Raw genomic sequence first — 25,982 nt, 5'->3', positions numbered from 1 at the left:
CGCGGGTCACCTCGCCGGGGCGGGCAGCTCCGGCGGGGAGATCCGCGACTCGGCGATGCCCGAGGCGGTCACCCCCCACTTCCGCAGGATCCGGTCGTAGGTGCCGTCCGCCTTCAGCCCGTTCACCGCCGCCCGGAAGGCGGGCGTCAGCGCGGACCCCTTCCTGAAGGCGAAGCCGACGTCGAGCCGCCGGTACTCGTTGAGGAAGCGCGTGCCGGGCTGCCGGTCCACCGCGTACCGGATGCCGTTGATGGTGCTCATCACCACGTCGCTGCGGCCCTGCCGGAGCGCCAGCCAGGGCGCCCCGCCCTCGTTGAAGACGTTCACCTCGTACGGCTCCTTCCCCGCCGCCGCGCAGCGCCCCCGGTTCTTCTCCAGGGTCTGCTCGAAGGTGGTGCCGGCGCCGGTCGCCACCTTCAGCCCGCACAGCTGCGTCAGATCGGTGACCGACTTCAGCGGACTGTCCGCGCGGACCGCGAAGCCCTGCCCGTCGTTGATGTAGGTCACGAAGTCGATCGTCTTCCGGCGCTCCTCGGTGACCCCGAAGTTGCCGGTGCCGACGTCGTACTTCCCGCTGCCCAGCGCCGGCAGGATCACCTCGAACCCGGCCGCCTCGCGCTTCAGTTCCAGACCGAGCGCCCGCGCGACGGCGGCCGCGAAGTCGGCGTCCAGGCCGACGACGGTCTTCCCGTCGGGGAGGTACGCCGAGCTGGGCGGGGTGCCGACCGAGGCGGCGAGCGTCAGCGTGCCCCGCTCGCGGACCTCCGCGGGCAGCAGCCGCACCGCCGCCTCGTTCCGGCCGACCGCCGCCACCACGTCCTGCGTGGGCAGCGCGTCCCGCGCCGCTCCGGCCGGGTCGGTCGCCGCGGGATCGCCGCCGGAGCAGGCGGTGAGTGCCAGCGCCGTGGCGGCGGTCAGGACGAGGGCGGTGGTACGGGTACGCCTGTGGGTGCTCATGACTCCGGGGTCTCCAGGTGTTTCTCGAACGGCAGCGGACCGATCGACTCGGGATCGGCGGTGACGTCGAAGAGCGGACGGTAGCCGGTCGCCAGGTAGAGGCCCCTGGCCTCCGGCTGGCGCGGACCGGTGGTGAGGTACACGCGGGTGTAGCCGCGGGCGGCGGCGTCGGCTTCGAGCGCGGCGAGCACCCGGCGGGCCAGCCCGCGCCGGCGGTGCGCCGAGTGGGTCCAGATCCGTTTCAGTTCGGCGGTGCCGGGGCCGTGGCGGCGGTACGCGCCGCCGGCGACGGCCGCGTCCCCGTCGAGGAGGAGCAGGAACGTGCCGTGCGGCGGGGCGAACTCCCCGGCCGGGAAACGGGTCAGGTCGGAGGAGTCGCCGTAGCGGGTCAGGTACTCGTGCGCCAGCTCGTCGAGGAGCGGGCGCGCCAGCGGATCGTCGGGCGTCGTCGCGCGCAGCGAGAGCGCGGACACCCGACCGGGCGGAAAGGACATGCGTCGGCCTCGGGCGGGAGGAGAGACAGGGCGGGGCGAGGGGAGGGGTGCGTGAAGGCGCGGGGGACGGCGTCAGCGAAAGCGCCGGAGGACAGGTACGACGACCTGGGGAAACGCAGCGGGACGGCTCAACAGGAAGAGGACCACACACGACCGAGGTCGATGTGGGAGCGCGTGACGAGCTGCTGCGGATGCATGGCCTCAGTGGAACAGGCATCCGTTCCCCAGTCAACCGGTAGGAGACGTACGCCTCACTCAACCGCCCGCATCGCGGACGGACTTGACAGCCGCGCGCCATCGCCCCGTAGCCTCACAGGGCGGACACCGGGCTGAGGGGCCCGGCCCGCGTTCTCCATCGCCGTGCGTGTGAAGGCGCACTCCCGAACGACCCGCCGCCTCTGGCAGTCACGGAGCCTTCGCATGTCTTCCGTACCCCTCGACACCCTCGAAGCCCCCGGCCCGAAACCGGCCGCCGCCCCGGCGAAGACCGATCCGGCCGCCCCGGTCGTCGTCCCCGCCCGCAGGACCGGCCAGTGGACCGCCGCCGCCGTCGTCCTCGTCCTGCTCGGCCTCGGCCTCGTCTCGGTCGTCCGCAACGACGCCTTCCAATGGGACGTCGTCGCCCGCTACTTCACCTCGGCGTCCGTGCTGCGCGGCCTCGGCCTCACCCTGTGGCTGACCGCCGCCGTCATGGTCCTCGGCTTCGCCCTCGGCACCCTGCTGGCCGCCCTGCGGCTCTCCGCCAACCCGGTGCTGCGCGCGGTCGCCTGGGGCTACGTCTGGTTCTTCCGCTCCACCCCGATCCTGGTCCAGCTGCTCTTCTGGTTCAACATCGGGATGCTCTACCCGAGGATCCTCGGCGTCTCCACCGTCGACCTCCTCGGCCCGGTCGCCGTCGCCGTCCTCGGCCTCACCCTCCACGAGGCCGCCTACGCCGCCGAAGTGGTGCGCGGCGGCATCCTCTCCGTCGACCGCGGCCAGATCGAGGCCGCCCAGGCGCTCGGCCTCGGCCGCCGCCGGCGCTTCACCCGGATCGTGCTCCCGCAGGCCATGCGCGCCATCGTCCCGCCCGCCGGGAACATGCTCATCGGCACCCTCAAGGGCACCTCGATCGTCTCCGTCATCGCCGTGCAGGACCTGCTCTACTCCACCCAGCTCGTCTACCACCGCACCTACGAGGTCATCCCGCTCCTCCTGGTCGCCACCCTCTGGTACGTCGCCGTCACCTCCGTCCTCGGCGTCGGCCAGCACTACGTGGAGAAGCGGTACGCGCGCGGCACCGGGACCGGCCGATGAGCGGCACCGCCTCGCTGGTGATCGTCGGCGCCGGACCGCGCGGCACCGGCTTCCTGGAGCGGCTCGCCGCCGCCCTGCCCGAGCTGTACGGCGACCGGCCGCTCGACCTCCACCTGGTCGACCCGTACCCGCCCGGCCCCGGCCGGATCTGGCGCACCGCCCAGTCCCCGCTGCTCTGGATGAACTCGATGGCCGAGGACGTCACCGTCTTCACCGACGACACCGTGCGCCTCGAAGGACCGGTCCGCCCCGGGCCCACCCTCGCCGCGTGGTCCGGCACGGACGGCCGCCGCTTCGCCCCCCGCCCCGAGCAGGGCGCCTATCTGCGCTGGGCGTACGAACGGGCCAGGGACGCGCTGCCCGCCACCGTCACCCTCCACGAACACCGCACCACCGCCCTGCGGGTGGACGGCCCCCGGGAGGGCCGGCAGCGGGTGTGGCTCGCCGACCGCGCCGCCCCGCTCCCCGCCGACCTCGTCGTCCTCACCCTCGGCCACCTCGACGCCGAACCCGACGCCGAACAGCGGGAACTGGCCGGCTTCGCCGAGCGCCACGGCCTCGTCCACGTGCCGCCCGGCCACACCGCCGACCTCGACCTGTCCGCCCTCCCGGCCGGCGAGCCCGTCCTCGTCCGGGGCTTCGGCCTCGCCTTCGTCGACCTGATGGTGCTGCTCACCGAGGGCCGCGGCGGCCGCTACGAGGGGACCGCGGACGCGCCCGTCTACGTGCCCTCCGGGAAGGAGCCGGTGCTGTACGTCGGCTCCCGCCGGGGCGTCCCGTACCACTCCAAGCTCGGCTACGCCCTCGACGGCGAACGGCCCCCGCTGCCCCGCTTCTTCGGCCCCGACCGGGTCGCCGCCCTGCTCGGCCGGGACGGGCCGCTCGACTTCCGGCGCGACGTGTGGCCGCACGTCTCCCACGAGCTCGGCTGGGCCCACTACCACCGCCTCTTCACCGCCCACCCCGAACGCACCACCGGTGACTGGGCCGGCTTCGCCGCCGCCTGGGCCGCCGCCGCGCCCGGCGGACCGGGCGCCCACGACCTCGCCGGACTCGTCGCCGCCGCCGTCCCCGACCCGGCCGACCGCTTCGACCCCGACGCCCTCGACCACCCCCTCGACGGCCTCCGCGTCCCCGACGCCGACGCCCTCCAGGACGTGCTGCGCGACTACGTCACCGCCGACCTGCGGCGCCGCCACGACCCCGCCCACAGCCCCGACGCCGCCGTCTTCGCCGCCGTCCTCTCCGTCTACGGGCAGCTCGTGCGGCTCGGCGACCGGATCGACACCGACGGCTGGTGGCACGGCTTCTTCAGCTACCTCGCCTCCGGCCCGCCCGGCCCCCGGCTGCGCCGGCTGCTCGCCCTCTCCGAGGCCGGCACCGTCCGCTTCCTCGGCCCGCGCCTCACCGTCGAGGCCGACGAACGGCACGGCGTCTTCCGGGCCTCCTCGCCCGCCGTGCCCGGCGCGGTCACCGAGGCCCGCGCCCTCGTCGAGGCCCGGCTGCCCGCCCCCACCGTCACCGGCACCGCCAGCCCGCTGCTGCGCGGCCTGTACGAGGACGGCGCCCGCGCCACCCCCGGCGGGCTGCTCGCCGTCGACCCCGCCGACGGGCGGATCCTCCAGCGGGACGGCCGCCCGCACCCGCGCCGGATCGCCCTCGGCCCGCACACCACCGCCCGCGCCGGCGGCGGCTTCACCCGGCCCAGGACCGGCGGGCTCGCCTTCGCGCAGAACGACGCCGCCGCCCGCGCCGCGCTCGCTTTCCTGCGGGACCACGCCCGCCGCCCGGCCGCCCCCGCCCGCACGCTCGTGCCCGTACCCGCCCCCCAGCGAAGGACCGAGGAACACCATGGCCCTCACCAGTGACCCACCGGTCGAGAAGACCGCGCCCCCTCCGCCCGGCGACGACGGCACCGCCCTGACCGTCGTCCCCGTCCGCCGCCCCTGGCGCTGGGCCGCCGTCGCCGCCACCGCCGTCGTGCTCGTCCAGTTCGGCCACGGCCTCGTCACCAACCCCGGCTGGGAATGGGACGTCTTCGCCCGGTACTTCGCCACCGACGCGATCCTCCGCGCCGTCTGGGTCACCCTCCAGCTGACCTTCCACGGCACCGTGCTCGGCTTCGCCCTCGGCGTGGTGCTCGCCTTCATGCGCCTCTCGGACAGCCCCTTCCTGCGGGCCGTCGCCTTCGGCTACGTCTGGGCCTTCCGCTCCATCCCGCTCATCGTCCAGCTCCTCTTCTGGTTCAACCTCGCCTACCTGTACGAGGAGCTGAGCATCGGCATCCCGTTCGGGCCCGGCTTCTACTCCTTCGACACCGTGGGCCTGGTCGGCGCCATGAGCGCGGCCGTCCTCGGCCTCGCCCTCCACCAGGCCGCCTACGCCGCCGAGATCGTCCGCGGCGGGATCCTCGCCGTCGACCCGGGACAGCTGGAGGCCGCCGCCTCCCTGGGCATCCCGCGGCTGCGCCGGCTGCGCCGGATCGTGCTGCCGCAGGCCATGCGGTCCATCCTGCCCAACGCCGCCAACGAGATCGTCTCGCTCTTCAAGGGCACCTCGATCGTCTCCGTCATGGCCATCGGCGAGCTCTTCTACCAGGTCCAGGTCGTCTATGGCCGCACCGGCCGGGTGGTGCCCCTGCTGATGGTCGCCACCGTCTGGTACGTGCTGCTGACCACCGCGCTCTCCGTCGTCCAGCACTACGTCGAACGCCACTACGCCAAGGGGAGCACCCGATGAGCACCCGCACCGCCCCGCCCGCCGCCGCCCCCAAGGTCGAACTCCGCGGCGTCCGCAAGAGCTTCGGCACCACCGAGGTCCTGCGCGGCGTCGACCTCGACGTCGCCCACGGCGAGGTCGCCGTCGTCCTCGGTCCGTCCGGCTCGGGCAAGTCCACGCTGCTGCGCACCATCAACCACCTGGAGAAGGTGGACGGCGGCTCGGTCAGCGTCGACGGCGTCCTCGTCGGCTACCGCCGCTCCGGGAACAGGCTGTACGAGCTGCGCGAGCGGGAGATCCTGCGGCAGCGCACCGCCATCGGCTTCGTCTTCCAGAACTTCCACCTCTTCCCGCACCTCACCGTGCTGGAGAACATCACCGAGGCGCCGGTCTCCGCGCTCGGCCGCCCCCGCCGGGCGGCCGAGGAGGCGGCCCGGAAGCTGCTCGCCCGGGTCGGGCTCGCCGACAAGGCGGAGGCGTACCCCCGGCAGCTCTCCGGCGGGCAGCAGCAGCGGGTCGCCATCGCCCGCGCGCTCGCCCTCGAACCGGGCCTGCTCCTCTTCGACGAGCCGACCTCGGCGCTCGACCCCGAGCTGGTCGGGGAGGTCCTCGACGTCATCCGGGACCTCGCCGCCGCCGGCACCACCATGATCGTCGTCACCCATGAGATCGGCTTCGCCCGCGAGGTCGCCGACACCGTCGTCTTCATGGACGAGGGCCGGATCGTCGAGCGGGGCACCCCCGCCGAGGTCCTCGACAACCCCGCGCACGAGCGCACCCGCGCCTTCCTCTCCAAGGTCCTCTGACCCTTTCCCCCCAGCACCCAAGGAGTCCGTCATGCGTACCCGCCGTCACCTGCTCGCCGCCGTCGTCGCGCTCACCGCCCTCGGGGCCCTCACCGCCTGCGGCACCGGCGACCCCGCCACCGAGATCAAGCCGGAGGGGAAGCAGGGCCGGGGCGTGAACCTCGGCCCGGACCAGAACCGGATCCGCACCGGCAAGGCCGACGCCGCCGCCGCCAAGGTGCCCGAGGCCGTCCGGGCGAGAGGCACCCTCGTCATCGGGGTGAGCGCCGGCGGGCAGCCGCCGCTCAACTTCTACGCCACCGACGACAAGACCCTCATCGGTGTCGAGACCGACCTCGCCACCCTGGTCGCCGACACCCTCGGGCTGAAGCCGGACTTCCAGGCGGTCTCCTGGGAGAACCTCTTCGTCGGCCTCGACAGCGGCAAGTTCGACGCCGTCTTCTCCAACGTCACGGTGACCGAGGAGCGCAAGGACAAGTACGACTTCGCCACCTACCGCCGTGACGACCTCGCCTTCGAGGCGAAGAAGGGCTCCGGCTGGACCGTGAAGGGCCCGGCGGACGTGGCGGGGAAGAAGATCGCGGTCGGCTCCGGCACCAACCAGGAGAAGATCCTCGTCGACTGGTCGAAGGAGAACGAGCAGGCCGGCCGGGCGGGCGTCGACATCGTGTACTTCCAGAACCCCACCGACTACTACCTCGCCCTCCAGTCCGGCCGCATCGACGGCTATCTGGGCCCCAACCCGTCCGTCGCCCACCATGTGGCCGCCGCCGGGCAGACCGAGGTGGCCGGGACGTTCTCCGGGGCGGGCGCCGGGCTCCAGGGCAAGATCGCCGCCACCACGAAGAAGGGCAGCGGCCTCGTCGAGGCGTACGCCGCCGCGCTCGACCACGTCATCGCGAACGGCAGCTACGCGAAGGTCCTGGACCGCTGGGGGCTGTCCTCCGAGGCCGTGCAGAAGTCCGAGATCAACCCGCCGGGCCTGCCCCGGACCGCCGGCTGACCGCCCGTCACCGACGCCACCACCACCGCCACCACCGCATCGAGGACCCCGCATGACCGGAGTACGACCGCTCCATCTGGCCGCCGAGCTCGCCCCCGCGCCCCCCGACGGGGGGTCACGGACCCTCGCCGACACCGTGGCGCTCGCCCGGCTCGCCGAGGACGCCGGGCTCGACTTCCTCACCCACGACGACTCCTTCGCCCGGCCGGGGCTCGACGCGCTCGCCGTGCTCGCCCGGATCGCGCCCGAGACCCGCTCCGTCGGCCTGGTGCCGACCGTCACCACCACCCACACCGAGCCCTTCCACGTCCAGGCCGCGGTCGCCACCCTCGACTGGGTGAGCCGGGGCCGGGCCGGCTGGCGGATCGCCGTCTCGCCCGGCGAGGCCGAGGCCCGGCTCTTCGGCCGCCGGCCGGCCCCGCCGACCGCCGCGCTCTGGCAGGAGGCGAGCGAGACCGCCGAGGTGTCCCGGCTGCTGTGGGACAGCTGGGAGGACGACGCGGAGATACGGGACGTGGCCACCGGCCGCTTCATCGACCGCCGCAAGCTGCACCACGTCGGCTTCGAGGGCGCCACCTTCTCCGTCAAGGGCCCCTCGATCGTGCCCCGCCCGCCGCAGGGCAACCCGGTCGTGGTGGTCGACGCCACCCGCCCCGCCGCCCGGGAGACCGCCGCCCGCCACGCCGACGTGGCGCTGATCCGGGCCTCCTCGCCCGAGGAGGCGGCCGCGCTCCGGGCCGAACTCCACCGGTCCGCCCGGGCGCACGGCCGCGACCCGGGGCTGCTGCGGGTGCTGCTGACCGTCACCGCCGACCTCGACGCCCACCCGGGCGGGCCGGCCGCGCTGGCCCGGCAGGCCGCCGACTGGCACGGCGGCGGCGCCGTCGACGGCCTCCACCTCGTGCCCGCCGTCCCCGGGCGCGACCTGCCCCGGTTCGCCGCGGAGACGGCCGGCGCGCTGCGGGACCGGGGCCTGTTCCGTACCGCCTACGAGGGCACCACCCTCCGCGACCGCCTCGGGCTGCCGCGGCCCGCCAGCCAGTACGCACCGAAGGGAGCCGACGCGTGACCGAGTCCCGGCCGGCCAGGAAGCAGATCCACCTCGCCGCGCACTTCCCCGGCGTCAACTCCACCACCGTGTGGTCCGATCCGCGCTCCGGCTCGCAGATCGACTTCTCCTCCTTCGAGCACCTCGCGCGGACCGCCGAGCGGGGGCTCTTCGACTTCTTCTTCCTCGCCGAGGGGCTGCGGCTGCGCGAGTACGGCGGCCGCATCCACGACCTCGACGTGGTCGGCCGCCCCGAGTCGATCACCGTCCTCAACGCGCTCGCCGCCGTCACCGACCGGCTCGGCCTGGCCGCCACGGTCAGCGCCACCTTCAACGAGCCCTACGAGCTGGCCCGCCGGCTCGCCTCCCTGGACCACCTCAGCGGCGGCCGGGCCGCCTGGAACGTGGTCACCTCCTCGGACGCCTTCACCGGCGAGAACTTCCGGCGCGGCGGCTTCCTGGACCGGGCCGACCGGTACACCCGGGCCGCCGAGGCGGTCGCCACCGTCCGCGAGCTGTGGGACTCCTGGCCCGGGGGCGGCGAGCGGCGCCGCTTCGCGCACGCGGGCACGCACTTCCGGATCGAGGGCGAGGTCACGGTGGAGCGGCCCCCGCAGGGGCATCCGGTCGTCATCCAGGCCGGCGACTCGGACGAGGGGCGGGAGTTCGCCGCCTCCGCCGCCGACGTGGTCTTCTCCCGGCACTCCACCCCGGAGGCCGGGCGGGCCTTCCACGCCGACGTCAAGCGGCGGCTCGCCCGGTACGGGCGGCGGCCGGAGGACCTGAAGATCATGCCGGGGGTCACCTACGTCCTCGGCGACACCGAGGCCGAGGCGCGGGAGAAGGCCGCGCTGGTCAGCCGGCAGCAGATCTCCCCGCAGAACGCCCTGCTCGCCGCGGAGCAGGTCTGGGGCCGGGACCTGTCCTCCCACGACCCGGACGGGCCGCTCCCGGACGTCGACCCGGACCCGGAGTCGACGCTGGTCCAGGGCCGGGTGCGGATCGCCGACCCGTTCGCGGTGGCGGCCCGCTGGCGGGCGCTGTCCGAGGCCAAGGGGCTCTCGCTCCGGGAGACGGTCATCGAGGCCACCGCCCGGCACTCCTTCGTCGGCACCCCGGAGTCGGTCGCCGCCGCCCTGGCGGAGCACGTGGCGACGGACGCCGCCGACGGCTTCATCCTGATCCCGCACCTCACCCCGGGCGGCCTGGACGACTTCGTCGACCGGGTGGTGCCGCTGCTCCAGGAGCGCGGGGTCTTCCGTACGGAGTACACGGGCACGACGCTCCGGTCGCACCTCGGGCTTCCGGCGCCGGTGTGGAAGGGTGGAACACCATGAGCGACCCCACGAGCAGCACCGACACCACCGACGCCGCCGGGGAGTGGCGGCACTGGCACGAGCAGCGCGAGGCGGCGGTGGCCTCCTCGTACGGCCCGCTCTCCCTCACCGGCACCCACTGGCTCGCGGACTTCCCCGACGGCCGGCTGCCGGACCTGCCGGGGGAGTGGCGCGAGGACGGCGACGCGGTGGTCCTGACGGCGGTGGCCGAGGACGGGCTCACCGTCGACGGCAAGCCCTTCGCGGGCACCGTCCGGCTCGGCGCCGACCACGCGCCGATCCACGAGTCCCGGGTCGAGGCGGCGGGCCGCCGGATCATGGTGCTGCACCGCGAAGGGCTGTGGGCGGTACGGGACTTCGACCCCGGTTCGGCGGCGCGGCGGGCCTTCCGGGGCATCGAGGCGACACCGTACGACCCGCGCTGGGTGGTGGCGGGGATCTACCGGCCGTACGAGGAGGCGCGCAGCGTCCGGGTGCGGAACGCGGACGGCAGGGAGCGCGGGCTCGGGCTCTCCGGCGAGCTGGTCTTCGAGCTCGACGGGCGGGTGCACGCGCTCCAGGTGGCGGTGGAGGACGACGGCACGCTGTGGGCGGTCTTCGCGGACGCCACCAGTGGGCGGTCCACCTTCCGCTTCCGCTTCCTGCGCCCGCCGGCGCCGGCGGAGGACGGCTCGGTGACGGTGGACCTCAACCGCGCGCTGCTGCCGCCGTGCGCCTTCGTGGACCACTTCATCTGCCCGTTCCCGCCGCCCGGGAACACGCTGGACATCGCCGTGGAGGCGGGGGAGCGGCGGGTGCTGACCGCCTGACCTTCCGTCTTCCGCAATCCGGACGACGGGTGCCCCGGACCGGTGTGTCCGGGGCACCGGTGGGTGCGGCGGTCTTGTGCGCCGGGCCGGGAGGCGGCACCATCGCTGGCGGTGCATGTCAGGGACACATCATCTGACGGCGCCTCACGGGCCTCTCACCCCCCGGGCCCCCTCCGCTTTTCCCAGAAGGATGTGAGGAGCACAGTGAGGATCAAGCGCACCCGTCTGCTCGCCGTCGCCGCCGGACTCGCGGCCGTCACCGCCCTCGGGCTCCCCGGAGCCCAGGCCGCGCCCGCCCCCGGCCCGGCCTCCGCCGCCCAGCTGGCCCGCGCCGAGCGCGCCGTCGACGCCGCCGGGGTCGGCGGCACGGCCTGGTACGTCGACCGGGCCGCCGGTCGGGTCGTCGTCACCGCCGACTCGACCGTCGGCGACGCGGGTCTCGCGAAGCTCCGGGCGGCGGCCGGAAGCGACGCCGGAGCCCTGCGCGTCGAGCGCGACCCCGGCGTCTTCAAGCCCCTCCTCGGCGCGGGCGACGCCATCTACGGCAGCGGCTACCGCTGTTCGCTCGGCTTCAACGTCCGCAGCGGCAGCACGTACTACTTCCTGACCGCCGGCCACTGCGGCAACGTGGTGAAGACCTGGTACACCTCGTCCGCCCAGACCACCCTGATCGGCGCCACCGTCGGCTCCAGCTTCCCGGGCAACGACTACGCCCTGGTGCGCTACGACAACACCTCGCTCGCCCACACCGGCGGCTTCACCGCCGCCGACGCCTACGTCGGCGAGTCCGTCAAGCGGTCCGGCTCCACCACCGGCACCCGCAGCGGCACCGTCACCGGCCTCAACGTCACCGTCCGCTACTCGGGCGGCGGCACGGTGAAGGGCATGATCCAGACCAACGTCTGCGCCGAGCCCGGCGACTCCGGCGGCGCGCTGTACGACGGCACCAAGGCGCTCGGCCTCACCTCCGGCGGCAGCGGCAACTGCTCGACCGGCGGCACCACGTTCTACCAGCCGGTGCCGGAGGCGCTGGCCAAGTACGGGGTCAGCCTCTACTGACCCGCCCGGATCGCCCCCGGCCGGTGCGGCCGGGGGCATCCCCTCCCAAGATCTTGTGAATCACTTCACAAAGGGACTTCCGGCCCCCTCACGAGGGCCTTTCCGCGCCCCTTCTCCCGGGCCGGCGGGTGTCGAATGGAGGAGACGAAGACATCAGGGACCGGTGAAGGAGGCCCGTCATGGAGGCCAAGGAGACGGTGGAAGGACTCGTGGGCCGAGCGCTCGGCGCGCTCGCGGAGTTCGAGACCCTCGACCAGGACCAGGTCGACCACATCGTGAAGAAGGCGTCGCTCGCCGCGCTGGCCGCCCACGGCGAACTGGCCCGCCTCGCCGTCGAGGAGACCGGCCGCGGCCTGTTCGAGGACAAGGCCGTCAAGAACCTCTTCGCCTGCGAGCACGTCACGAACTCGATGGCCGGACTGAAGACCGCCGGAGTGATCCGCCGCGACGAGCTGAGCGGCATCACCGAGATCGCCGAACCCGTCGGCGTCGTCTGCGCGATGACCCCGGTCACCAACCCCACCTCGACGACCGTCTTCAAGGCGCTGATCGCCCTCAAGACCCGCAACCCGATCGTCTTCGCCTTCCACCCCTCCGCCCAGAACTGCTCGGCCGAGGCCGCCCGGATCGTCCGCGACGCGGCCGTCGCCGCCGGCGCGCCCGCCGACTGCGTCCAGTGGATCGAGGAGCCCTCCATGGAGGCCACCGGCCTCCTCATGCGCCACGAGGGCGTCTCCACCATCCTCGCCACCGGCGGCAACGCGATGGTCGAGGCCGCCTACTCCTGCGGCAAGCCCGCCCTCGGCGTCGGCGCCGGCAACGTCCCCGCCTATGTCGCCAAGGACGCGAAGCTCCGGCGGGCGATCCACGACATCGTCCTCTCCAAGGCGTTCGACCACGGCATGATCTGCGCCTCCGAACAGGCCGTCATCCTCGACGAGGAGATCTACGAGGAGGGCGTCGCCGAGTTCCGGCGGCTCGGCGCCCACGTCGTCACCGCCGCCGAGAAGGCCAAGCTGGAGGAGTTCCTCTTCGGCGTCACCGCCCACGGCACGAACTGCGGCGGCGCGAAGCTCAACGCGGCCGTCGTCGGCAGGTCCCCGGTCTGGATCGCCGAACAGGCCGGCTTCGAGGTCCCCGAGGGCACCTCGATCCTCCTCGCCGAGTGCGCCGAGGTCGGCGAGAACGAACCGCTCACCCGCGAGAAGCTCTCCCCGGTCCTCGCCGCCCTCAAGGCCGGCTCCACCGAGCAGGGCATCGAACTGGCCGCCGCCATGGTCGAGTTCCACGGCCTCGGACACAGCGCCGCCGTCCACACCGAGGACGAGGCGCTCGCCGAGGAGTTCGGCCGGCGGGTCAAGGCGATCCGGGTCATCGTCAACGCCCCCTCCACCTTCGGCGGCATCGGCGACGTCTACAACGCCTTCCTCCCCTCCCTCACCCTCGGCTGCGGCTCCTACGGGCACAACTCCGTCTCGAACAACGTCACCGCGGTCGACCTGATCAACGTCAAGCGGATCGGACGGCGCACCACCAACATGCAGTGGTACAAGATCCCGCCGAAGATCTACTTCGAGCGGGGCGCCATCCGCTACCTCGGCGAGATGGAGGGCCTGAAGCGGGTCACGATCGTCACCGACCGGACCATGGGCGAGATCGGCCTCGTCCAGAAGGTCACCGACATCCTGAACGGCCGCCCCGAGCCGGTCGCGATCCAGGTCGTCGACGACGTCGAGCCCAACCCCGCGCTCGCCACCGTCCGGGCCGGCGCCGCCGCCATGCGCGACTTCCGGCCGGACACCATCGTCGCGCTCGGCGGCGGCTCCCCGATGGACGCGGCGAAGATCATGTGGCTGATGTACGAGCGGCCCGAGGTCGAGTTCGCGGACACCAGGGAGAAGTTCTTCGACATCCGCAAGCGGGCCTACCGGTTCCCGAAGCTCGGCGAGAAGGCGAAGCTGGTCGCGATCCCGACCACCTCCGGCACCGGCAGCGAGGTCACCCCCTTCGCCGTCATCTCCGACCCGGAGGCCGCGCAGAAGTACCCGCTCGCCGACTACGCCCTCACCCCGGACGTGGCCATCGTCGACCCGGTGCTCCCGCTGCACCTCCCGCCGACCGTCACCGCCGACTCCGGCTTCGACGCCCTGACCCACGCCACCGAGGCGTACGTCTCGGCCTACGCCAACGACTTCACCGACGGCCAGTGCCTCCAGGCCATCCGGCTGGTCTTCGAGAACCTGGAGACCTGTGTGACGCGGGGCGCGAAGGCGCCCGAGGCCCGCGAGCGGATGCACAACGCGTCCACCATCGCCGGCATGGCCTTCGCCAACGCCTTCCTCGGCCTGGTCCACGCCATGGCCCACACCCTCGGCAACACCTTCCACGTCGCCCACGGCCGCACCAACGCGCTGCTCCTGCCGCACGTCATCCGGCACAACGGCACCGTGACCCACAAGGCCGTGCCGTGGCCCAAGGCCGAGACCTACCGGGCTCCCGAGCGCTACCAGGAGATCGCGCGGATGCTCGGCCTGCCGGCCGCGACCCCGGAGGAGGGCGTGGAGTCCTACGCCCGGGCCGTGGAGGAGCTGCGCGACCGCTGCGGCATCCCGGCCTCCTTCCGGGAGGAGGGCGTCGACGAGGCGGCCTTCCTGGCGGCCCTGCCGCAGCAGGCGATGAACGCCTACGCCGACCAGTGCGCCCCGGCCAACCCGCGGATGCCGATGATCGACGAGATGAAGGAGCTGATGACCCGGGCGTACTACGGCGCGTAGACCCGGACGGTACGCAGGAGGCCCCCGCCGCGGCGGGGGCCTCCTCGCGTCTCCGGGGCGTCAGCTCCTGACCTCGGCCGGCCCCGCGGCGACCGGCTCGCCCTCCGGCTTCCGCTTCAGCGAGGCCAGCACCAGCGTGACCGCCGAGCCGACCACCGCCCAGGCGGAGAGCACCAGCATGGAGGCGGTCATGTCGTTGCCCTTGAAGTACGCGATCGAGCGCGCCGCCCAGGTGCCGGCGCCCGGCGGCAGGGCCGGGCCGATCGCCTTCCAGAACGGCGGCAGCATCGGCGCGGGGAAGGCGCCGCCGGCGCTCGGGTTGCCCAGCACCACCACCAGCAGGATCGCCAGGCCGATGCCGACGATCCCGAAGACCGACTGGAGCGCGAGGGTGGCGGCGCCGACGGCGAAGACGACCAGGGTGCCGAGCCCCCACAGGGCGGCGACGGAGCCCGGCAGGGCGCCCAGGACGGGGCCGACGATGACCGCGCCGCCGAGCCCGCCGAGGACGGAGTAGAGGGCGAGGACGCCGAGCCGGATGATCGCCCGCTCGGGGTTGGCCGGCCGGGAGCCGGCGCTGATGGCGAGGATCGCGGCGCAGATGTAGCCGCCGACGCACCAGCCGACCACCAGGTAGAAGGCGGAGAGCCCGTCGAAGTCCTGCGGCGAGGCGGGGGCCACGTCGACCGTCCGCACCTCCCGCCGCTGCGCCGCCTCGACCTGGGTGAAGATCTTCTCCAGGGCGGAGGAGAGCACGGTGCCGCCGCCGGAGGCGACGAGCAGGGTGTCGGTGCGGCCCGCGGGGTTCACGATCAGGGCCCCGTCGATCTCCCGGTTCAGGATCTGGTCCCGGGCCTCGTCCGCGTCGGCGACCGTCCGCGGGTCGAGCGGGTCGCCGGGCAGCTTCTCCAGCTCGCCCATGAGGGTGGCGGACACCTGGGAGGGCGCGACCACGCCGAACGGCACGTCCGAGGGCTTCGGGTTGTGCAGGGCCCCGACGTACGAGGTGATGAAGAGGAGCTGGAGGGCGAAGACCCCCAGGACGAGCAGGGCGGCTCGGGGGGTGACGGCGCTTTTCAGTTCGTCGACGAGACTCATGCCCCCCAGGCTCCGGGGGAGGGGGTGTTTCCGCAGGTGGGAAGGGGCCGAACGGCTGACGGAGGTCAGGCGTGCGCCGCTTATCGTACGCGCGTTCGAAATGAGCTAGGGTGGTGTGCGGGGGTGGGAACGTCTGTACGAATACCGGTGCGCGGAAGCACCGCCGGAGCAGGAACGCGGGAGGTGCGCCATGACGGGCTTCACCCATCTGCACACCGCCTCGGGCCACTCCCTGCGGTACGGCGCCTCCCACCCCGGCGACCTCGCCGCCCGCGCCGCCGAGCGGGGCATGGACGCCCTCGCGCTGACCGACCGCGACAGCCTCGGCGGCGCCGTCCGCTTCGCCAGGGCGTGCGAGAAGCAGGGCGTCCGCCCGCTCTTCGGCGTGGACCTCGCCCACGAACCCCTGACCGCCCCGGCCGGCTCCGCGGACGGACCCTCCTCCGCCCGCCGGGTGCCCGTGCGCGGCGGCGCCTTCGTCGACGAGTCCGCGCCCCGGGCCGTCTTCCTCGCCCGCTCCCGGGCCGGCTGGGCCTCCCTCTGCGCCCTCGTCACCGCCGCCCACGCCCGCGCCGGGGAGGGCCGGCCCGTGCTGCCCGCCTCCGCCGACCCCGGCACCGGCCTCTTCGTCCTGCTCGGCCCCGACTCCGACGTCGGCCGCGCCCTCGCCGCCGGCCGCCCCGACCGGGCCGCCCGGCTGCTCGCCCCCTGGCGCGAGCGGTACGGCGACGCGCTCCGCCTCGCCGCCGTCGACCACGGGCGCCCCGGCACCGGCCCCGGCTCCCTGCGGCTCGCCGCCCGGACCGTCGGCTTCGCCGCCGAGCAGGGAGTCCCGCCCGTCCTCACCAACGCCGTCCGCTACGCCGACCCCGGCCAGGGCCCGGTCGCCGACGTCCTCGACGCCGCCCGCCGGCTCGTCCCCGTCGACCCCCGCAAGGGCCTCGACAGCGGTGAGGCGTGGCTCAAGGACGCCGCCGCGATGACCGCCGCCGCCGAGCGGATCGTCGAGGCCGCCGGCTTCCGCCCCGACGCCGCCCGCCGACTGCTCGACCGGACCGCCGAGACCGCCGCCGCCTGCCTGGTCGACCCCGAGGACGACCTCGGCATCGGGTCCGCCCACTTCCCCGAGCCGCACCTCGTCGGCGCCGCGCACCGCACCGCCCAGCGCGTCCTCGCCTCCCGGGCCGCCGCCGGCATGGTCCTCAAGGGGTACGAGCGGCGGGGCGCCTACTGGGACCGGATGCACCGCGAGCTCGACATCATCGCCCACCACGGCTTCGCCACCTACTTCCTGACGGTCGCCCAGGTCGTCGACGACGTGAAGGGGATGGGGATCCGGGTGGCCGCCCGCGGCTCCGGCGCCGGCTCCCTCGTCAACCACCTCCTCGGCATCGCCCACGCCGACCCCGTCGAGCACGGCCTGCTCATGGAGCGCTTCCTCTCCAAGCGCCGCACCGCCCTGCCCGACATCGACATCGACGTCGAGTCCGCCCGCCGCCTGGAGGTCTACCGGGCGATCATCGGCCGCTTCGGCGCCGAACGGGTCGCCACCGTCTCCATGCCCGAGACCTACCGGGTCCGCCACGCCGTCCGGGACGTCGGCGCCGCCCTCTCCCTGGACCCGGCCGAGACCGACCGGATCGCCAAGGCGTTCCCGCACATCCGCGCCCGGGACGCCCTCGCCGCCCTCGACGAACTCCCCGAACTGCGCGAACTCGCGGGCGAACGCGAGAAGTTCGGCCGCCTCTGGGAACTGGTCGAAGCGCTCGACGCGCTCCCGCGCGGCATCGCCATGCACCCCTGCGGCGTGCTCCTCTCGGACGCCTCGCTGCTCACCCGCACCCCCGTGATGCCCACCAGCGGCGAGGGCTTCCCGATGTCCCAGTTCGACAAGGACGACGTGGAGGAGCTCGGGCTGCTCAAGCTCGACGTCCTCGGCGTGCGCATGCAGTCCGCGATGGCCCACGCCGTCGCCGAGGTCGAACGGGCCACCGGCACCCGCCCGGACCTCGACGCGGTCCCGGCCGGCGACCCCGACACGTACGCGCTGATCCGCTCCACCGAGACCCTCGGCTGCTTCCAGATCGAGTCCCCGGGCCAGCGCGACCTGGTCGGCCGGCTCCAGCCCGCGACCTTCCACGACCTCGTCGTGGACATCTCGCTCTTCCGCCCGGGCCCGGTCGCCGCCGACATGGTCCGCCCCTTCATCGAGGCCCGGCACGGCCGCGCCCCCGTCCGCTACCCCCACCCCGACCTGGAGGAGTCCCTGAAGGAGACGTACGGCGTGGTCGTCTTCCACGAGCAGATCATCGAGATCGTCCGGATCATGACCGGCTGCGACCGGGCCGAGGCCGACCAGGTGCGGCGCGGGCTCTCGCACCCCGAGTCGCAGGGCCGGATCAGGGCGTGGTTCGCCGAGCTGGCGAAGCGCCGGGGGTACGCGGACGAGGTCGTCGCCCGCACCTGGGAGATCGTCGAGGCGTTCGGCTCGTACGGCTTCTGCAAGGCGCACGCGGTGGCCTTCGCCGTGCCCACCTACCAGTCGGCCTGGCTCAAGGCCCACCACCCGGCCGCCTTCTACGCCGGGCTGCTCACCCACGACCCCGGCATGTACCCCAAGCGGCTGCTGCTCGCCGACGCCCGGCGGCGCGGGGTGCCGGTGCTGCCGCTGGACGTGAACCGGTCGGCGGTCGCCCACCGTATCGAACTGGTGTCCGACGAGCCTCCGGTGTGGGGGCTCCGGCTCGGCCTCACCGACGTCCACGGCATCAGCGCGGCCGAGTCCGCCCGCATCGCCACCGGACAGCCCTACGCCTCCCTCCTCGACTTCTGGGAACGGGCCCGCCCCGGCAAACCCGTCGCCGAACGCCTCGCCCAGGTCGGCGCCCTCGACGCCTTCGGCGCCAACCGCCGCGACCTCCTCCTGCACCTCACCGAACTCCACCGCACCCAGCGCGGCGCCGCCTCCTACGGCGGACAGCTCCCGCTCGCCCAGGGCCGCAAGACCGCGCCCGTCGGCCTGCCGGACCTCGACGAGTCGGAGCGCCTCAGCGCCGAACTCGGCGTCCTCGGCATGGACGCCTCCCGCCACCTCATGGGCGACCACCACGCCTTCCTCCGCGAACTCGGCGCCGTCTCCGCCGAGCGGCTGCGCTCCGCCGTCCACGGCCAGACCGTCCTGGTCGCGGGCGCCAAGGCCGCCACCCAGACCCCGCCGATCCGCTCCGGGAAACGCGTCATCTTCACCACCCTCGACGACGGCACCGGCCTGGTCGACCTCGCCTTCTTCGACGACGCCCACGAGCGCTGCGCCCACACCGTCTTCCACTCCTGGCTGCTCCTGGTCAGGGGCGTGGTGCAGCGGCGCGGCCCGCGCAGCGTCAGCGTCGTCGGCTCCGCCGCCTGGAACCTCGCCGACCTCGCCGAACTCCGGGCCTCCGGCGGCCTGGACGCGGTGGGGGAGCGGCTCGCGGAGGAGGCGGCCGTCCCCGCGGAGAGCACCGACAGCGGCCGCCGCATCCGGATGGGGACCGGCTACGAGATGAACCCCTGGGCCGACCTCAAGCCCGCCGGGGAGGGCGCCGCCACCCCGGCGCGGAAGCTCTGGCACAGCAGCCCGGGGAGCGCCGGATGATCCTCTGCGTACGGTTCCGCCAGGAGACGCCGGAACCGCTCTTCCCCCGACTGGTCGACCTGCTCGGCGAGTTCACCCCCGTCGTGGAGGCCGCCCCGCCGCACGAGGCGCTCGCCGACGTGCGCGGCGCGCTGCGCTACTTCGACCGCACCCCCGCCGAACTCGCCGCCGTGATCCGCGTCCGGGCCCTCGCCCTGTACGGCGCCGACTGCGTCATCGGCGCCGGGCCCAACCCGATGCTGGCCCGGATGGCCGCCCGCGAGGCCCGCCCCGGCCTCACCCTCACCGTCGACGACCCGGCGGCCTTCCTGCGCGACCGCCCCGTCGTCGCGCTCGACGGCGTCGGCCGCACCACCGCCCGCACCCTCTGCGGCTACGGGCTCGACTCCGTGGGCCGGGTCGCCGACGCCCCGCTCGCCGTGCTCCAGCGGCTCGTCGGCGCCAAGGCCGGCCGCGAGCTGTGGGAGCGGGCCCGGGGCATCGACCGCACCCCCGTCGTCCCGAACGCCGCCGCCCGGTCGCTGGCCGCCGAGCGCTCCTTCCCGTACGACGAACTCGACCGCGCGGAACAGCGCCGCGCCCTGCTCTCGCTCGCCACCGAGCTGGGCACCCGGCTGCGCGCCGACTCCCAGGTCTGCCGGTCCCTCGCGCTCACCGTGCGGTACGCCGACCGGAGCACCACCAGCCGGAGCCGCACCCTGCCCGAACCGACCGCCCACGGCGCGGCGCTCACCGCCCTCGCCTACGCGCTCCACGACTCCCTCGGCCTCCAGCGGGCCCGGGTGCGGGGCGTCGCGCTGCGCGCCGAGGGCCTGGGACCCGCCGAACGGGCCGCGCACCAGCTCACCTTCGACCCGGCGGACGAGAAGGCCCGGCGGATCGAGGCGGTGGCCGACCGGGCCCGCGCGAAGTTCGGGCCGCGGGCGATCCTGCCGGGCTCCCTGGCGGCCTGAACCTCCGCCGTACGGGCGACCGCTGACGGCGCGACAGGTTTTACCGACGCGTAACTTCCCAGCCGGTAACACCCGTGCGTAACGTGGCCGGAAGAGCATCCCCACTTGTGGTCCGGACCGCAGGGCACACCACCCCCACCTCCCTTGAGCCGCAAGGAGATCGCCCGATGCTGCCCTGGAAACACCTCGCCAGAGCGCTGTCCGTCCTGCTCCTGACGGTCGCCGCCGTGCTCGCCCCCACCGCCGCCGCCCAGGCCGCCGAGCCGAACCGTGGCTGGAACGACTGGAGCTGCAAGCCCTCCGCCGCCCACCCCCGCCCGGTCGTCCTCGTCCACGGAACCCTCGGGAACTCGATCGACAACTGGCTCGCCCTCGCCCCCTACCTGGTGAACCGGGGCTACTGCGTCTACTCGCTCGACTACGGGCAGCTGCCGAACGTGCCCTTCTTCCACGGCCTCGGCCCCATCGAGCGGTCCGCCGGCCAGCTCGACGCCTTCGTCGACCGGGTCCTCGCCGCCACCGGCGCCCCCGAGGCCGACCTCGTCGGCCACTCGCAGGGCGGCATGATGCCCCGCTGGTACCTCAAGTTCCTCGGCGGGGCCGAGAAGGTGAACGCGCTCGTCGGCATCGCCCCCGACAACCACGGCACCACCCTGCTCGGCCTCACGAAGCTGCTGCCGTACTTCCCCGGCGCCGAGGACCTCATCAAGGCGAACACCCCGGGCCTCGCCGACCAGATCGCCGGCTCCGCCTTCCTGACCAGGCTCAACGAGGGCGGCGACACCGTGCCCGGCGTCCGCTACCACGTCATCGCGACCCAGTACGACCAGGTCGTCACCCCGTACCGCTCGCAGTTCCTCTCGGGGCCGAACGTCACCAACGTCCTGCTCCAGGACAAGTGCGCCCTCGACCTCTCCGAGCACGTGACCATCGGCACGGTGGACCGGATCGCCTTCCACGAGGTGGCCAACGCCCTCGACCCGGCCCACGCCACCCCGACCACCTGCCTGTCGGTGATCGGCTAGCCCGGCACCCGCTAGCGGGTACGCCGCCGGGTCGCCCGGAACAGCACCGCCGCGCCGGCCGCCAGCACACCGGCACCGCCCAGCGCGAGGTACGGCGTGGCCCCGCCCCCACCGGTCTCGGCCAGCTCGACGGCCGCACCGGCGGGGGCGGGGGCCGGAGCCGGGGCGTCGGACGCGGGGGCGGCCGGGACGGGGGCCGCGGTGCTCGGCGCCGCGGAGGCCGTAGCCGTGTGCGCGTGCGTGTGGGCAGGCGCGGCCGTGGGCGTCGACGCGGCCGTGGGCGCCGGCGCGGCCGTGGGCGCCGGGGCCGTCGTGCCCCCGCCCGTCTGCTCCTGGTTCTCCCGCTCCCCGCCGAAGACCACGTCGGAGCAGGTGTAGAACGCCTCGGGGGAGTCGGACCGCTGCCAGATCGAGTAGATCAGGTGGCGGCCCGACTTCTCCGGCACCGTCCCCTCGAAGACGTAGTCGCCGCCCCGCATCCCCGGGTCGGTCACCGTCAGGAACGGCCGCTCCTCCAGGTCCGACCACCTCAGCGGCGCGGACGGGTCGTAGCCGTCCTTCGTCACGTACAGCGCGAACGTGCCCCTGTGCGGCGCCGTCCCCTGGTAGCGGAAGATGTGCTTCCCGGGCGTCAGCGGCGACGACGGCCAGTCCGCCCGGGGCAGGTCCAGGCCGCGGTACTTGTCGTTGCCCGCGCTGCACAGCTTCCCGTCCGGGATCAGGTCCCGGTGCCGGCCGGCCGCGTCCGCGATGTTCACCGCGTTCCAGTCGTAGAACGCCTGCGGCCCGCTCGCCGCCACCGCCGCCCGGCACGCCGCCGACGACGGCGACTCGGGCCCCTCCGCGTAACAGGCCGCGACCCGGCTCACCGGGTCCGTCATCGAACCGTGCGCGAAGGCGGGCGCGCCGGCGAACCCGGCGAGGACCAGAGCGGTGCCGGCGACCGCGGCCGTACGACGAGACGTCATGGGGGGACACTCCTGGGACGAGGGTGGGGTGTGGGGGGTGACCCGCACGCTAGCCCCCGGAATCGCCCAGGAAGGCCCCGGAGAAGGGGAGAAGGCGATTCTTAGGGCCGCTTTAAGGCGCACGAAAGAGCCGCCTCAGGAAGCGGAGCCGGCCCGCCTCAGCCCGCCGGCCGGTACCGCCGCTCCGGCCGGCCCGTGCCCCCGTAGCGGAGGGTCACCTCGGCGCGGCCCGTGGCCGCGAAGTGCTCCAGATAGCGCCGGGCGCTGACCCGGGAGAGCGAGCCCGCCTCCGCGCACTCCGTCGCCGACAGGCCCTCGGGATGGGCGCGCAGGATGCCCTCCACCAGCTCCGCCGTGTGCGCCGCGAGCCCCTTCGGCAGCTCGCGGGAGCCGCGCGGACGGGTGCCGAAGATCTGGTCCACGTCCTCCTGCCGCGCCTCGTCCAGACCGTCCAGCCGGCTCCGCAGCGAGGCCACGTGCCGCAGCTGCTCGTGGAGCGCCGCCTGGTTGAAGGGCTTGATCAGATAGTGCAGGGCCCCGGCCCGCAGCGCCGCCCGGACCATGCCCGCGTCCCGCGCCGCCGTGATGAAGAGCGCGTCCGTCGCCAGACCGGCCCCCCGCAGCTCGCGCAGCACCCCGATGCCGTCCATGTCCGGCAGGAAGATGTCGAGCAGCAGCAGGTCGGGACGGAGCCGGTGGGCGGCGCGCAGCGCCTCCGCGCCGGTGTGCGCGACACCGACGACGGAGAAGCCCGGCACGGCCGACACATAGCGGCTGTGCAGCTTGGCCACCATGAAGTCGTCGTCGACCACCAGCACCTTCGTCACGCCGGACACGGTAGGTCGCGACCACAAGGACCACAACGTCCGTTGGTTGCGGAAGCGCGACAGCTTCCTCACGCGCGGGCAACATGTGGCCCACTTCACCCGTCCCGGGCCCGCCCGGGAACCCACCCCCAACCACCGAGAGGCGGCCTCGTGCGTCTTCGCACCCCCTTCGCCCTGCTCGGGGCGGCGCTGCTGGTGCTCGTGGGGCCGCCGCTGCTCACCCCGGGCAGCGGCTCCGGCACCGGCACCGACATACCCGGCCTGCGGTTCATGGTCCCCAACACGCCCGGCGGCGGCTACGACATCACCGCCCGCACGGCGGCGAAGAACGCCGAGGAAGCCGGTCTCACCGGCGACATCGAGGTCTTCAACCTGCCCGGCGCGGGCGGCACCGTCGGCCTCACCCGGCTCGTCGGCGAACGCGGCGACGGCCGCGTCGCCATGTCGATGGGGCTCGGCGTCGTCGGCGCCGTCCACACCAACAAGACCCCCCGCACCCTCGCCGACACCACCCCGATCGCCCGGCTCACCGAGGAGCAGGACATCGTCGTGGTCTCCAAGGACTCCCCGTACACCACCCTCCAGGAGCTGCTCGCGGCCTGGAAGAAGGACCCCGGCAAACTGCCCGTCGGCGGCGGCTCCTCGCCCGGCGGCCCCGACCACCTCGCGCCGATGCTGATGGCCCAGGCCGCCGGCATCCCGCCGAAGGACGTCAACTACATCCCCTTCGACGGCGGCGGCGAACTCCTCGCCTCCATCCTCGGCTCCAAGGTCGCCTTCGGCGTCTCCGGCGTCGGCGAGTACCTCGACCAGATCAAGGCCGGCGAGCTGCGGCTGCTCGCCGTCACCGGCGCCGAGCGGGTCCCCGGCCTCGACGCCCCCACCCTGCGCGAGGCCGGCCTCGACACCGAGTTCACCAACTGGCGCGGCATCGTCGCCCCGCCCGGGCTCACCGACGCCGAGCGGGACCGGCTGGTCACCCTCGTCACGAAGCTGCACGACTCGCCCCAGTGGCGCGAGTCCCTGAAGACCCACGGCTGGACCGACGCCTTCCTGCCCGGCGAGGAGTTCGGCGCCTTCCTGACCGCGCAGAACACCCGCGTCGACACGGTGCTGAAGGAGCTCGGACTGTGACCACCCCCACCTCCTCCCGGCTGCGCGACCGCTCCGAACTCGGCGTCAGCGCCCTGCTGCTCCTCCTCGGCGTCCTCGTCCTCACCGACGCCCTCACCCTCGACGTCGACGTCACCGCCCGCGGCCCCGTCGGCCCCGCCACCGTCCCCCTCGTGGTCGGCTGCGGCCTCCTCGTCGTCGCCGTCCTGCTCGCCCTCGACGTGCTCCGCGGCGGCCGCGGCGAGGCCGAGGGCGGCGAGGACATCGACCTCGACGCCCCGGCCGACTGGCGCACCGTCCTGCTGCTCGTCGGCGTCTTCCTCGGCTTCGCCGTCCTCATCGGCCCGCTGGGCTTCCCGGTCTCCGGCGCCCTCCTCTTCTGGGGCGCGGCCTACGCCCTCGGCAGCCGCCACCCCGCCCGCGACCCGCTGATCGCGGCCGTCCTCTCCCTCCTCACCTACGGCGTCTTCGACCGCCTGCTGGGCGTTCCGCTGCCCGGCGGGCCGCTGATGGGAGTGCTCTGACCCATGGAATCCCTGACCTCCCTGATGGACGGCTTCGGGACCGCCCTCACCCCGGTCAACCTGCTGTGGGCCGCCGTCGGCGTGCTCCTCGGCACCGCGATCGGCGTGCTGCCCGGCATCGGCCCCGCCATGGCCGTCGCCCTGCTGCTCCCGGTGACCTACGGCCTCGAACCGACCGGCGCGTTCATCATGTTCGCCGGCATCTACTACGGCGCCATGTTCGGCGGCTCCACCACCTCGATCCTGCTGAACACCCCGGGCGAGAGCGCGGCCGTCGTCGCCGCCCTGGAGGGCCATCCGATGGCCCGGGCGGGGCGCGGCGCGCAGGCGCTCGCCGCCGCCGCGATCGGCCACTTCACCGGCGGCATGATCGGCACGATCCTGCTGGTCGCCCTCGCCCCGGCGGTCGCCGCCCTCGCCGTCGGCATCGGCGCGCCCGACTACTTCGCCCTGATGGTCCTCGCCTTCATCGCGGTGACCTCGGTCCTCGGCTCCTCCCGGGTCCGCGGGATCGCCTCCCTGCTCATCGGCCTCACCCTCGGCCTGGTCGGCCTCGACCAGCTCACCGGCCAGCAGCGGCTCACCTTCGGCTCGCTCCAGCTCGCCGACGGCATCGACGTCGTCATCGTCGCCGTCGGCCTCTTCGCCATCGGCGAGGCCCTGTGGGTCGCCGCCCATCTGCGCCGCACGGCCGGCCGGCCGGTCCCGGTGGGCCGCCCCTGGCTGGGCCGCGAGGACGTGCGGCGGACCTGGAAGCCGTGGCTGCGCGGCCCGTTCATCGGCTTCCCGTTCGGCGCCGTCCCGGCCGGCGGCGCCGAGATCCCGACCTTCCTGTCGTACGTCACGGAGAAGCGGCTCTCGAAGCACCCTGAGCAGTTCGGGAAGGGCGCCATCGAGGGCGTCGCCGGACCCGAGTCGGCCGCCTCCGCCTCCGCCGCCGGCACCCTCGTCTCCATGCTGACGCTCGGGCTGCCGACGACCGCGGTCGCCGCGGTGATGCTCGCCGCCTTCCAGCAGTACGGCATCCAGCCGGGACCGCTGCTCTTCGAGCGGGAGCCCGAGCTGGTGTGGGGCCTGATCGCCTCGCTCTTCGTCGGCATGGTCCTGCTGCTCGCGCTCAACCTGCCGCTCGCGCCCGTCTGGGCGAAGCTGCTGCGCATCCCGCGTCCGTACCTCTACGCCGGCATCCTGTTCTTCGCCGCCGTCGGCGCGTACGCGGTCGGCGGCGAGGCCCTCGACCTGGTCGTCCTCCTGGTGGTCGGCCTCCTCGGCCTCGGCATGCGCCGCTACGGCCTGCCGGTGCTGCCGGCGGTCATCGGCGTCATCCTCGGCCCGGCCGCCGAGCAGCAGCTCCGCCGCGCCCTGCAGATCAGCGACGGCTCCGTCACCGGCCTGGTGAACACCCCGTTCTCGGTGACCGTCTACGCGGTCGTGCTGCTCCTGCTCGGGTGGCCGCTGCTGCGGAAGGCGGTGACCCGCCGCCGTACCGCCGCCTGACCCGTTCCGGGGCGTACGACGGTACGACGATCGGGGTGACGT

The 25,982-nt window shown here is 74.1% G+C and carries 21 protein-coding genes; 16 read left to right on the top strand and 5 right to left on the bottom strand.

Going from position 1 to position 25,982, the window contains the following annotated elements:
• Positions 1–6 precede the first annotated feature (6 nt).
• Together IF73_RS0114795 and IF73_RS0114790 are read right to left on the bottom strand one after the other, a co-directional pair.
• Positions 7–957, bottom strand: coding sequence for an ABC transporter substrate-binding protein (locus tag IF73_RS0114795; RefSeq protein WP_031007688.1), 951 nt, complete (start codon positions 955–957; stop codon positions 7–9).
• Positions 954–1,451, bottom strand: a complete 498-nt coding sequence (locus tag IF73_RS0114790) for a GNAT family N-acetyltransferase (RefSeq protein ID WP_031007687.1) — start codon at positions 1,449–1,451, stop codon at positions 954–956. The genes IF73_RS0114795 and IF73_RS0114790 overlap by 4 nt, the downstream gene beginning before the upstream one ends.
• A gap of 420 nt (positions 1,452–1,871) precedes the next feature.
• Between IF73_RS0114790 and IF73_RS0114785 the strand changes: the two genes are divergently transcribed.
• The 10 genes from IF73_RS0114785 to adhE all read left to right on the top strand — a co-directional run bounded on the left by IF73_RS0114785 (position 1,872) and on the right by adhE (position 14,301).
• A complete protein-coding gene (locus IF73_RS0114785; protein ID WP_031007686.1) occupies positions 1,872–2,747 on the top strand; it encodes an amino acid ABC transporter permease in 876 nt (291 codons plus the stop codon).
• Positions 2,744–4,615: an FAD/NAD(P)-binding protein gene (locus IF73_RS0114780; protein ID WP_031007685.1), complete on the top strand. Its 1,872-nt coding sequence runs from the start codon at positions 2,744–2,746 to the stop codon at positions 4,613–4,615. The genes IF73_RS0114785 and IF73_RS0114780 overlap by 4 nt, the downstream gene beginning before the upstream one ends.
• A complete protein-coding gene (locus IF73_RS0114775; RefSeq protein WP_031007684.1) occupies positions 4,599–5,486 on the top strand; it encodes an amino acid ABC transporter permease in 888 nt (295 codons plus the stop codon). Before IF73_RS0114780 ends, IF73_RS0114775 begins: the two co-directional genes overlap by 17 nt.
• Entirely contained in the window at positions 5,483–6,271 is a 789-nt protein-coding gene (locus tag IF73_RS0114770; protein ID WP_031007683.1) for an amino acid ABC transporter ATP-binding protein, read from the top strand. The genes IF73_RS0114775 and IF73_RS0114770 overlap by 4 nt, the downstream gene beginning before the upstream one ends.
• A 31-nt stretch (positions 6,272–6,302) precedes the next feature.
• The gene (locus IF73_RS0114765) at positions 6,303–7,274 is read left to right on the top strand and encodes an ABC transporter substrate-binding protein (protein ID WP_031007682.1); all 972 of its coding nucleotides are present in this window, start codon (positions 6,303–6,305) and stop codon (positions 7,272–7,274) included.
• A gap of 52 nt (positions 7,275–7,326) precedes the next feature.
• Positions 7,327–8,343 carry an LLM class flavin-dependent oxidoreductase gene (locus IF73_RS0114760; protein WP_031007681.1) on the top strand — a complete coding sequence of 339 codons (1,017 nt, stop codon included), beginning with the start codon at positions 7,327–7,329 and terminating at the stop codon, positions 8,341–8,343.
• Positions 8,340–9,659 (top strand): NtaA/DmoA family FMN-dependent monooxygenase, encoded by a 1,320-nt coding sequence (locus IF73_RS0114755; RefSeq protein ID WP_031007680.1) that lies wholly within the window; start codon positions 8,340–8,342, stop codon positions 9,657–9,659. Before IF73_RS0114760 ends, IF73_RS0114755 begins: the two co-directional genes overlap by 4 nt.
• A complete protein-coding gene (locus IF73_RS0114750) occupies positions 9,656–10,468 on the top strand; it encodes a DUF1684 domain-containing protein (RefSeq protein ID WP_031007679.1) in 813 nt (270 codons plus the stop codon). The genes IF73_RS0114755 and IF73_RS0114750 overlap by 4 nt, the downstream gene beginning before the upstream one ends.
• A 204-nt stretch (positions 10,469–10,672) precedes the next feature.
• On the top strand, positions 10,673–11,527 hold the full coding sequence (locus IF73_RS0114745; protein WP_031007677.1) for a S1 family peptidase: 855 nt from the start codon (positions 10,673–10,675) through the stop codon (positions 11,525–11,527).
• Between the two features lie 179 nt (positions 11,528–11,706).
• The gene (adhE, locus tag IF73_RS0114740) at positions 11,707–14,301 is read left to right on the top strand and encodes a bifunctional acetaldehyde-CoA/alcohol dehydrogenase (protein ID WP_031007676.1); all 2,595 of its coding nucleotides are present in this window, start codon (positions 11,707–11,709) and stop codon (positions 14,299–14,301) included.
• Between the two features lie 60 nt (positions 14,302–14,361).
• Here adhE and IF73_RS0114735 read toward each other — a convergent pair whose 3' ends face one another.
• Complete coding sequence (locus IF73_RS0114735; RefSeq protein WP_037879216.1) at positions 14,362–15,399, bottom strand: membrane protein; 1,038 nt, start codon at positions 15,397–15,399, stop codon at positions 14,362–14,364.
• A gap of 190 nt (positions 15,400–15,589) precedes the next feature.
• Between IF73_RS0114735 and IF73_RS0114730 the strand changes: the two genes are divergently transcribed.
• The 3 genes from IF73_RS0114730 to IF73_RS0114720 all read left to right on the top strand — a co-directional run bounded on the left by IF73_RS0114730 (position 15,590) and on the right by IF73_RS0114720 (position 21,011).
• Entirely contained in the window at positions 15,590–19,033 is a 3,444-nt protein-coding gene (locus IF73_RS0114730; RefSeq protein WP_031007673.1) for a DNA polymerase III subunit alpha, read from the top strand.
• Positions 19,030–19,986: a DNA polymerase Y family protein gene (locus IF73_RS0114725; protein ID WP_031007670.1), complete on the top strand. Its 957-nt coding sequence runs from the start codon at positions 19,030–19,032 to the stop codon at positions 19,984–19,986. The genes IF73_RS0114730 and IF73_RS0114725 overlap by 4 nt, the downstream gene beginning before the upstream one ends.
• Positions 19,987–20,153: 167 nt before the next feature.
• The gene (locus IF73_RS0114720; protein ID WP_031007668.1) at positions 20,154–21,011 is read left to right on the top strand and encodes an esterase/lipase family protein; all 858 of its coding nucleotides are present in this window, start codon (positions 20,154–20,156) and stop codon (positions 21,009–21,011) included.
• A gap of 11 nt (positions 21,012–21,022) precedes the next feature.
• Here IF73_RS0114720 and IF73_RS0114715 read toward each other — a convergent pair whose 3' ends face one another.
• Both IF73_RS0114715 and IF73_RS0114710 read right to left on the bottom strand, forming a co-directional pair.
• Positions 21,023–21,979 (bottom strand): lytic polysaccharide monooxygenase auxiliary activity family 9 protein, encoded by a 957-nt coding sequence (locus IF73_RS0114715; protein ID WP_031007666.1) that lies wholly within the window; start codon positions 21,977–21,979, stop codon positions 21,023–21,025.
• A 158-nt stretch (positions 21,980–22,137) separates the two neighbouring features.
• Complete coding sequence (locus IF73_RS0114710; protein WP_031007664.1) at positions 22,138–22,806, bottom strand: response regulator; 669 nt, start codon at positions 22,804–22,806, stop codon at positions 22,138–22,140.
• Between the two features lie 150 nt (positions 22,807–22,956).
• Here IF73_RS0114710 and IF73_RS0114705 point away from each other — a divergent pair, with 150 nt between their 5' ends.
• The 3 genes from IF73_RS0114705 to IF73_RS0114695 are packed head-to-tail and all read left to right on the top strand — an operon-like array spanning position 22,957 to position 25,940.
• Positions 22,957–23,940 carry a Bug family tripartite tricarboxylate transporter substrate binding protein gene (locus tag IF73_RS0114705; RefSeq protein ID WP_031007663.1) on the top strand — a complete coding sequence of 328 codons (984 nt, stop codon included), beginning with the start codon at positions 22,957–22,959 and terminating at the stop codon, positions 23,938–23,940.
• Entirely contained in the window at positions 23,937–24,443 is a 507-nt protein-coding gene (locus IF73_RS0114700) for a tripartite tricarboxylate transporter TctB family protein (RefSeq protein ID WP_031007661.1), read from the top strand. The genes IF73_RS0114705 and IF73_RS0114700 overlap by 4 nt, the downstream gene beginning before the upstream one ends.
• Before the next feature lie 3 nt (positions 24,444–24,446).
• Positions 24,447–25,940 (top strand): tripartite tricarboxylate transporter permease, encoded by a 1,494-nt coding sequence (locus IF73_RS0114695; protein WP_031007658.1) that lies wholly within the window; start codon positions 24,447–24,449, stop codon positions 25,938–25,940.
• The last annotated feature ends 42 nt before the right edge of the window (positions 25,941–25,982 follow it).

The organism is Streptomyces sp. NRRL F-5727, from assembly GCF_000719555.1.
Lineage (GTDB): Bacteria > Actinomycetota > Actinomycetes > Streptomycetales > Streptomycetaceae > Streptomyces.
Note: the sequence above shows the minus strand (reverse complement) of the source record. Positions and strands in the feature narration are given on the sequence as shown.

What these genes read in the sequence shown, in the direction of transcription:
- IF73_RS0114795 (WP_031007688.1), bottom strand. Translation starts at nt 957, where the DNA reads ATGAGCACCCACAGGCGTACCCGTACCACCGCCCTCGTCCTGACCGCC.
- IF73_RS0114790 (WP_031007687.1), bottom strand. Translation starts at nt 1,451, where the DNA reads ATGTCCTTTCCGCCCGGTCGGGTGTCCGCGCTCTCGCTGCGCGCGACG.
- IF73_RS0114785 (WP_031007686.1), top strand. Translation starts at nt 1,872, where the DNA reads ATGTCTTCCGTACCCCTCGACACCCTCGAAGCCCCCGGCCCGAAACCG.
- IF73_RS0114780 (WP_031007685.1), top strand. Translation starts at nt 2,744, where the DNA reads ATGAGCGGCACCGCCTCGCTGGTGATCGTCGGCGCCGGACCGCGCGGC.
- IF73_RS0114775 (WP_031007684.1), top strand. Translation starts at nt 4,599, where the DNA reads ATGGCCCTCACCAGTGACCCACCGGTCGAGAAGACCGCGCCCCCTCCG.
- IF73_RS0114770 (WP_031007683.1), top strand. Translation starts at nt 5,483, where the DNA reads ATGAGCACCCGCACCGCCCCGCCCGCCGCCGCCCCCAAGGTCGAACTC.
- IF73_RS0114765 (WP_031007682.1), top strand. Translation starts at nt 6,303, where the DNA reads ATGCGTACCCGCCGTCACCTGCTCGCCGCCGTCGTCGCGCTCACCGCC.
- IF73_RS0114760 (WP_031007681.1), top strand. Translation starts at nt 7,327, where the DNA reads ATGACCGGAGTACGACCGCTCCATCTGGCCGCCGAGCTCGCCCCCGCG.
- IF73_RS0114750 (WP_031007679.1), top strand. Translation starts at nt 9,656, where the DNA reads ATGAGCGACCCCACGAGCAGCACCGACACCACCGACGCCGCCGGGGAG.
- adhE (WP_031007676.1), top strand. Translation starts at nt 11,707, where the DNA reads ATGGAGGCCAAGGAGACGGTGGAAGGACTCGTGGGCCGAGCGCTCGGC.
- IF73_RS0114735 (WP_037879216.1), bottom strand. Translation starts at nt 15,399, where the DNA reads ATGAGTCTCGTCGACGAACTGAAAAGCGCCGTCACCCCCCGAGCCGCC.
- IF73_RS0114730 (WP_031007673.1), top strand. Translation starts at nt 15,590, where the DNA reads ATGACGGGCTTCACCCATCTGCACACCGCCTCGGGCCACTCCCTGCGG.
- IF73_RS0114725 (WP_031007670.1), top strand. Translation starts at nt 19,030, where the DNA reads ATGATCCTCTGCGTACGGTTCCGCCAGGAGACGCCGGAACCGCTCTTC.
- IF73_RS0114720 (WP_031007668.1), top strand. Translation starts at nt 20,154, where the DNA reads ATGCTGCCCTGGAAACACCTCGCCAGAGCGCTGTCCGTCCTGCTCCTG.
- IF73_RS0114715 (WP_031007666.1), bottom strand. Translation starts at nt 21,979, where the DNA reads ATGACGTCTCGTCGTACGGCCGCGGTCGCCGGCACCGCTCTGGTCCTC.
- IF73_RS0114695 (WP_031007658.1), top strand. Translation starts at nt 24,447, where the DNA reads ATGGAATCCCTGACCTCCCTGATGGACGGCTTCGGGACCGCCCTCACC.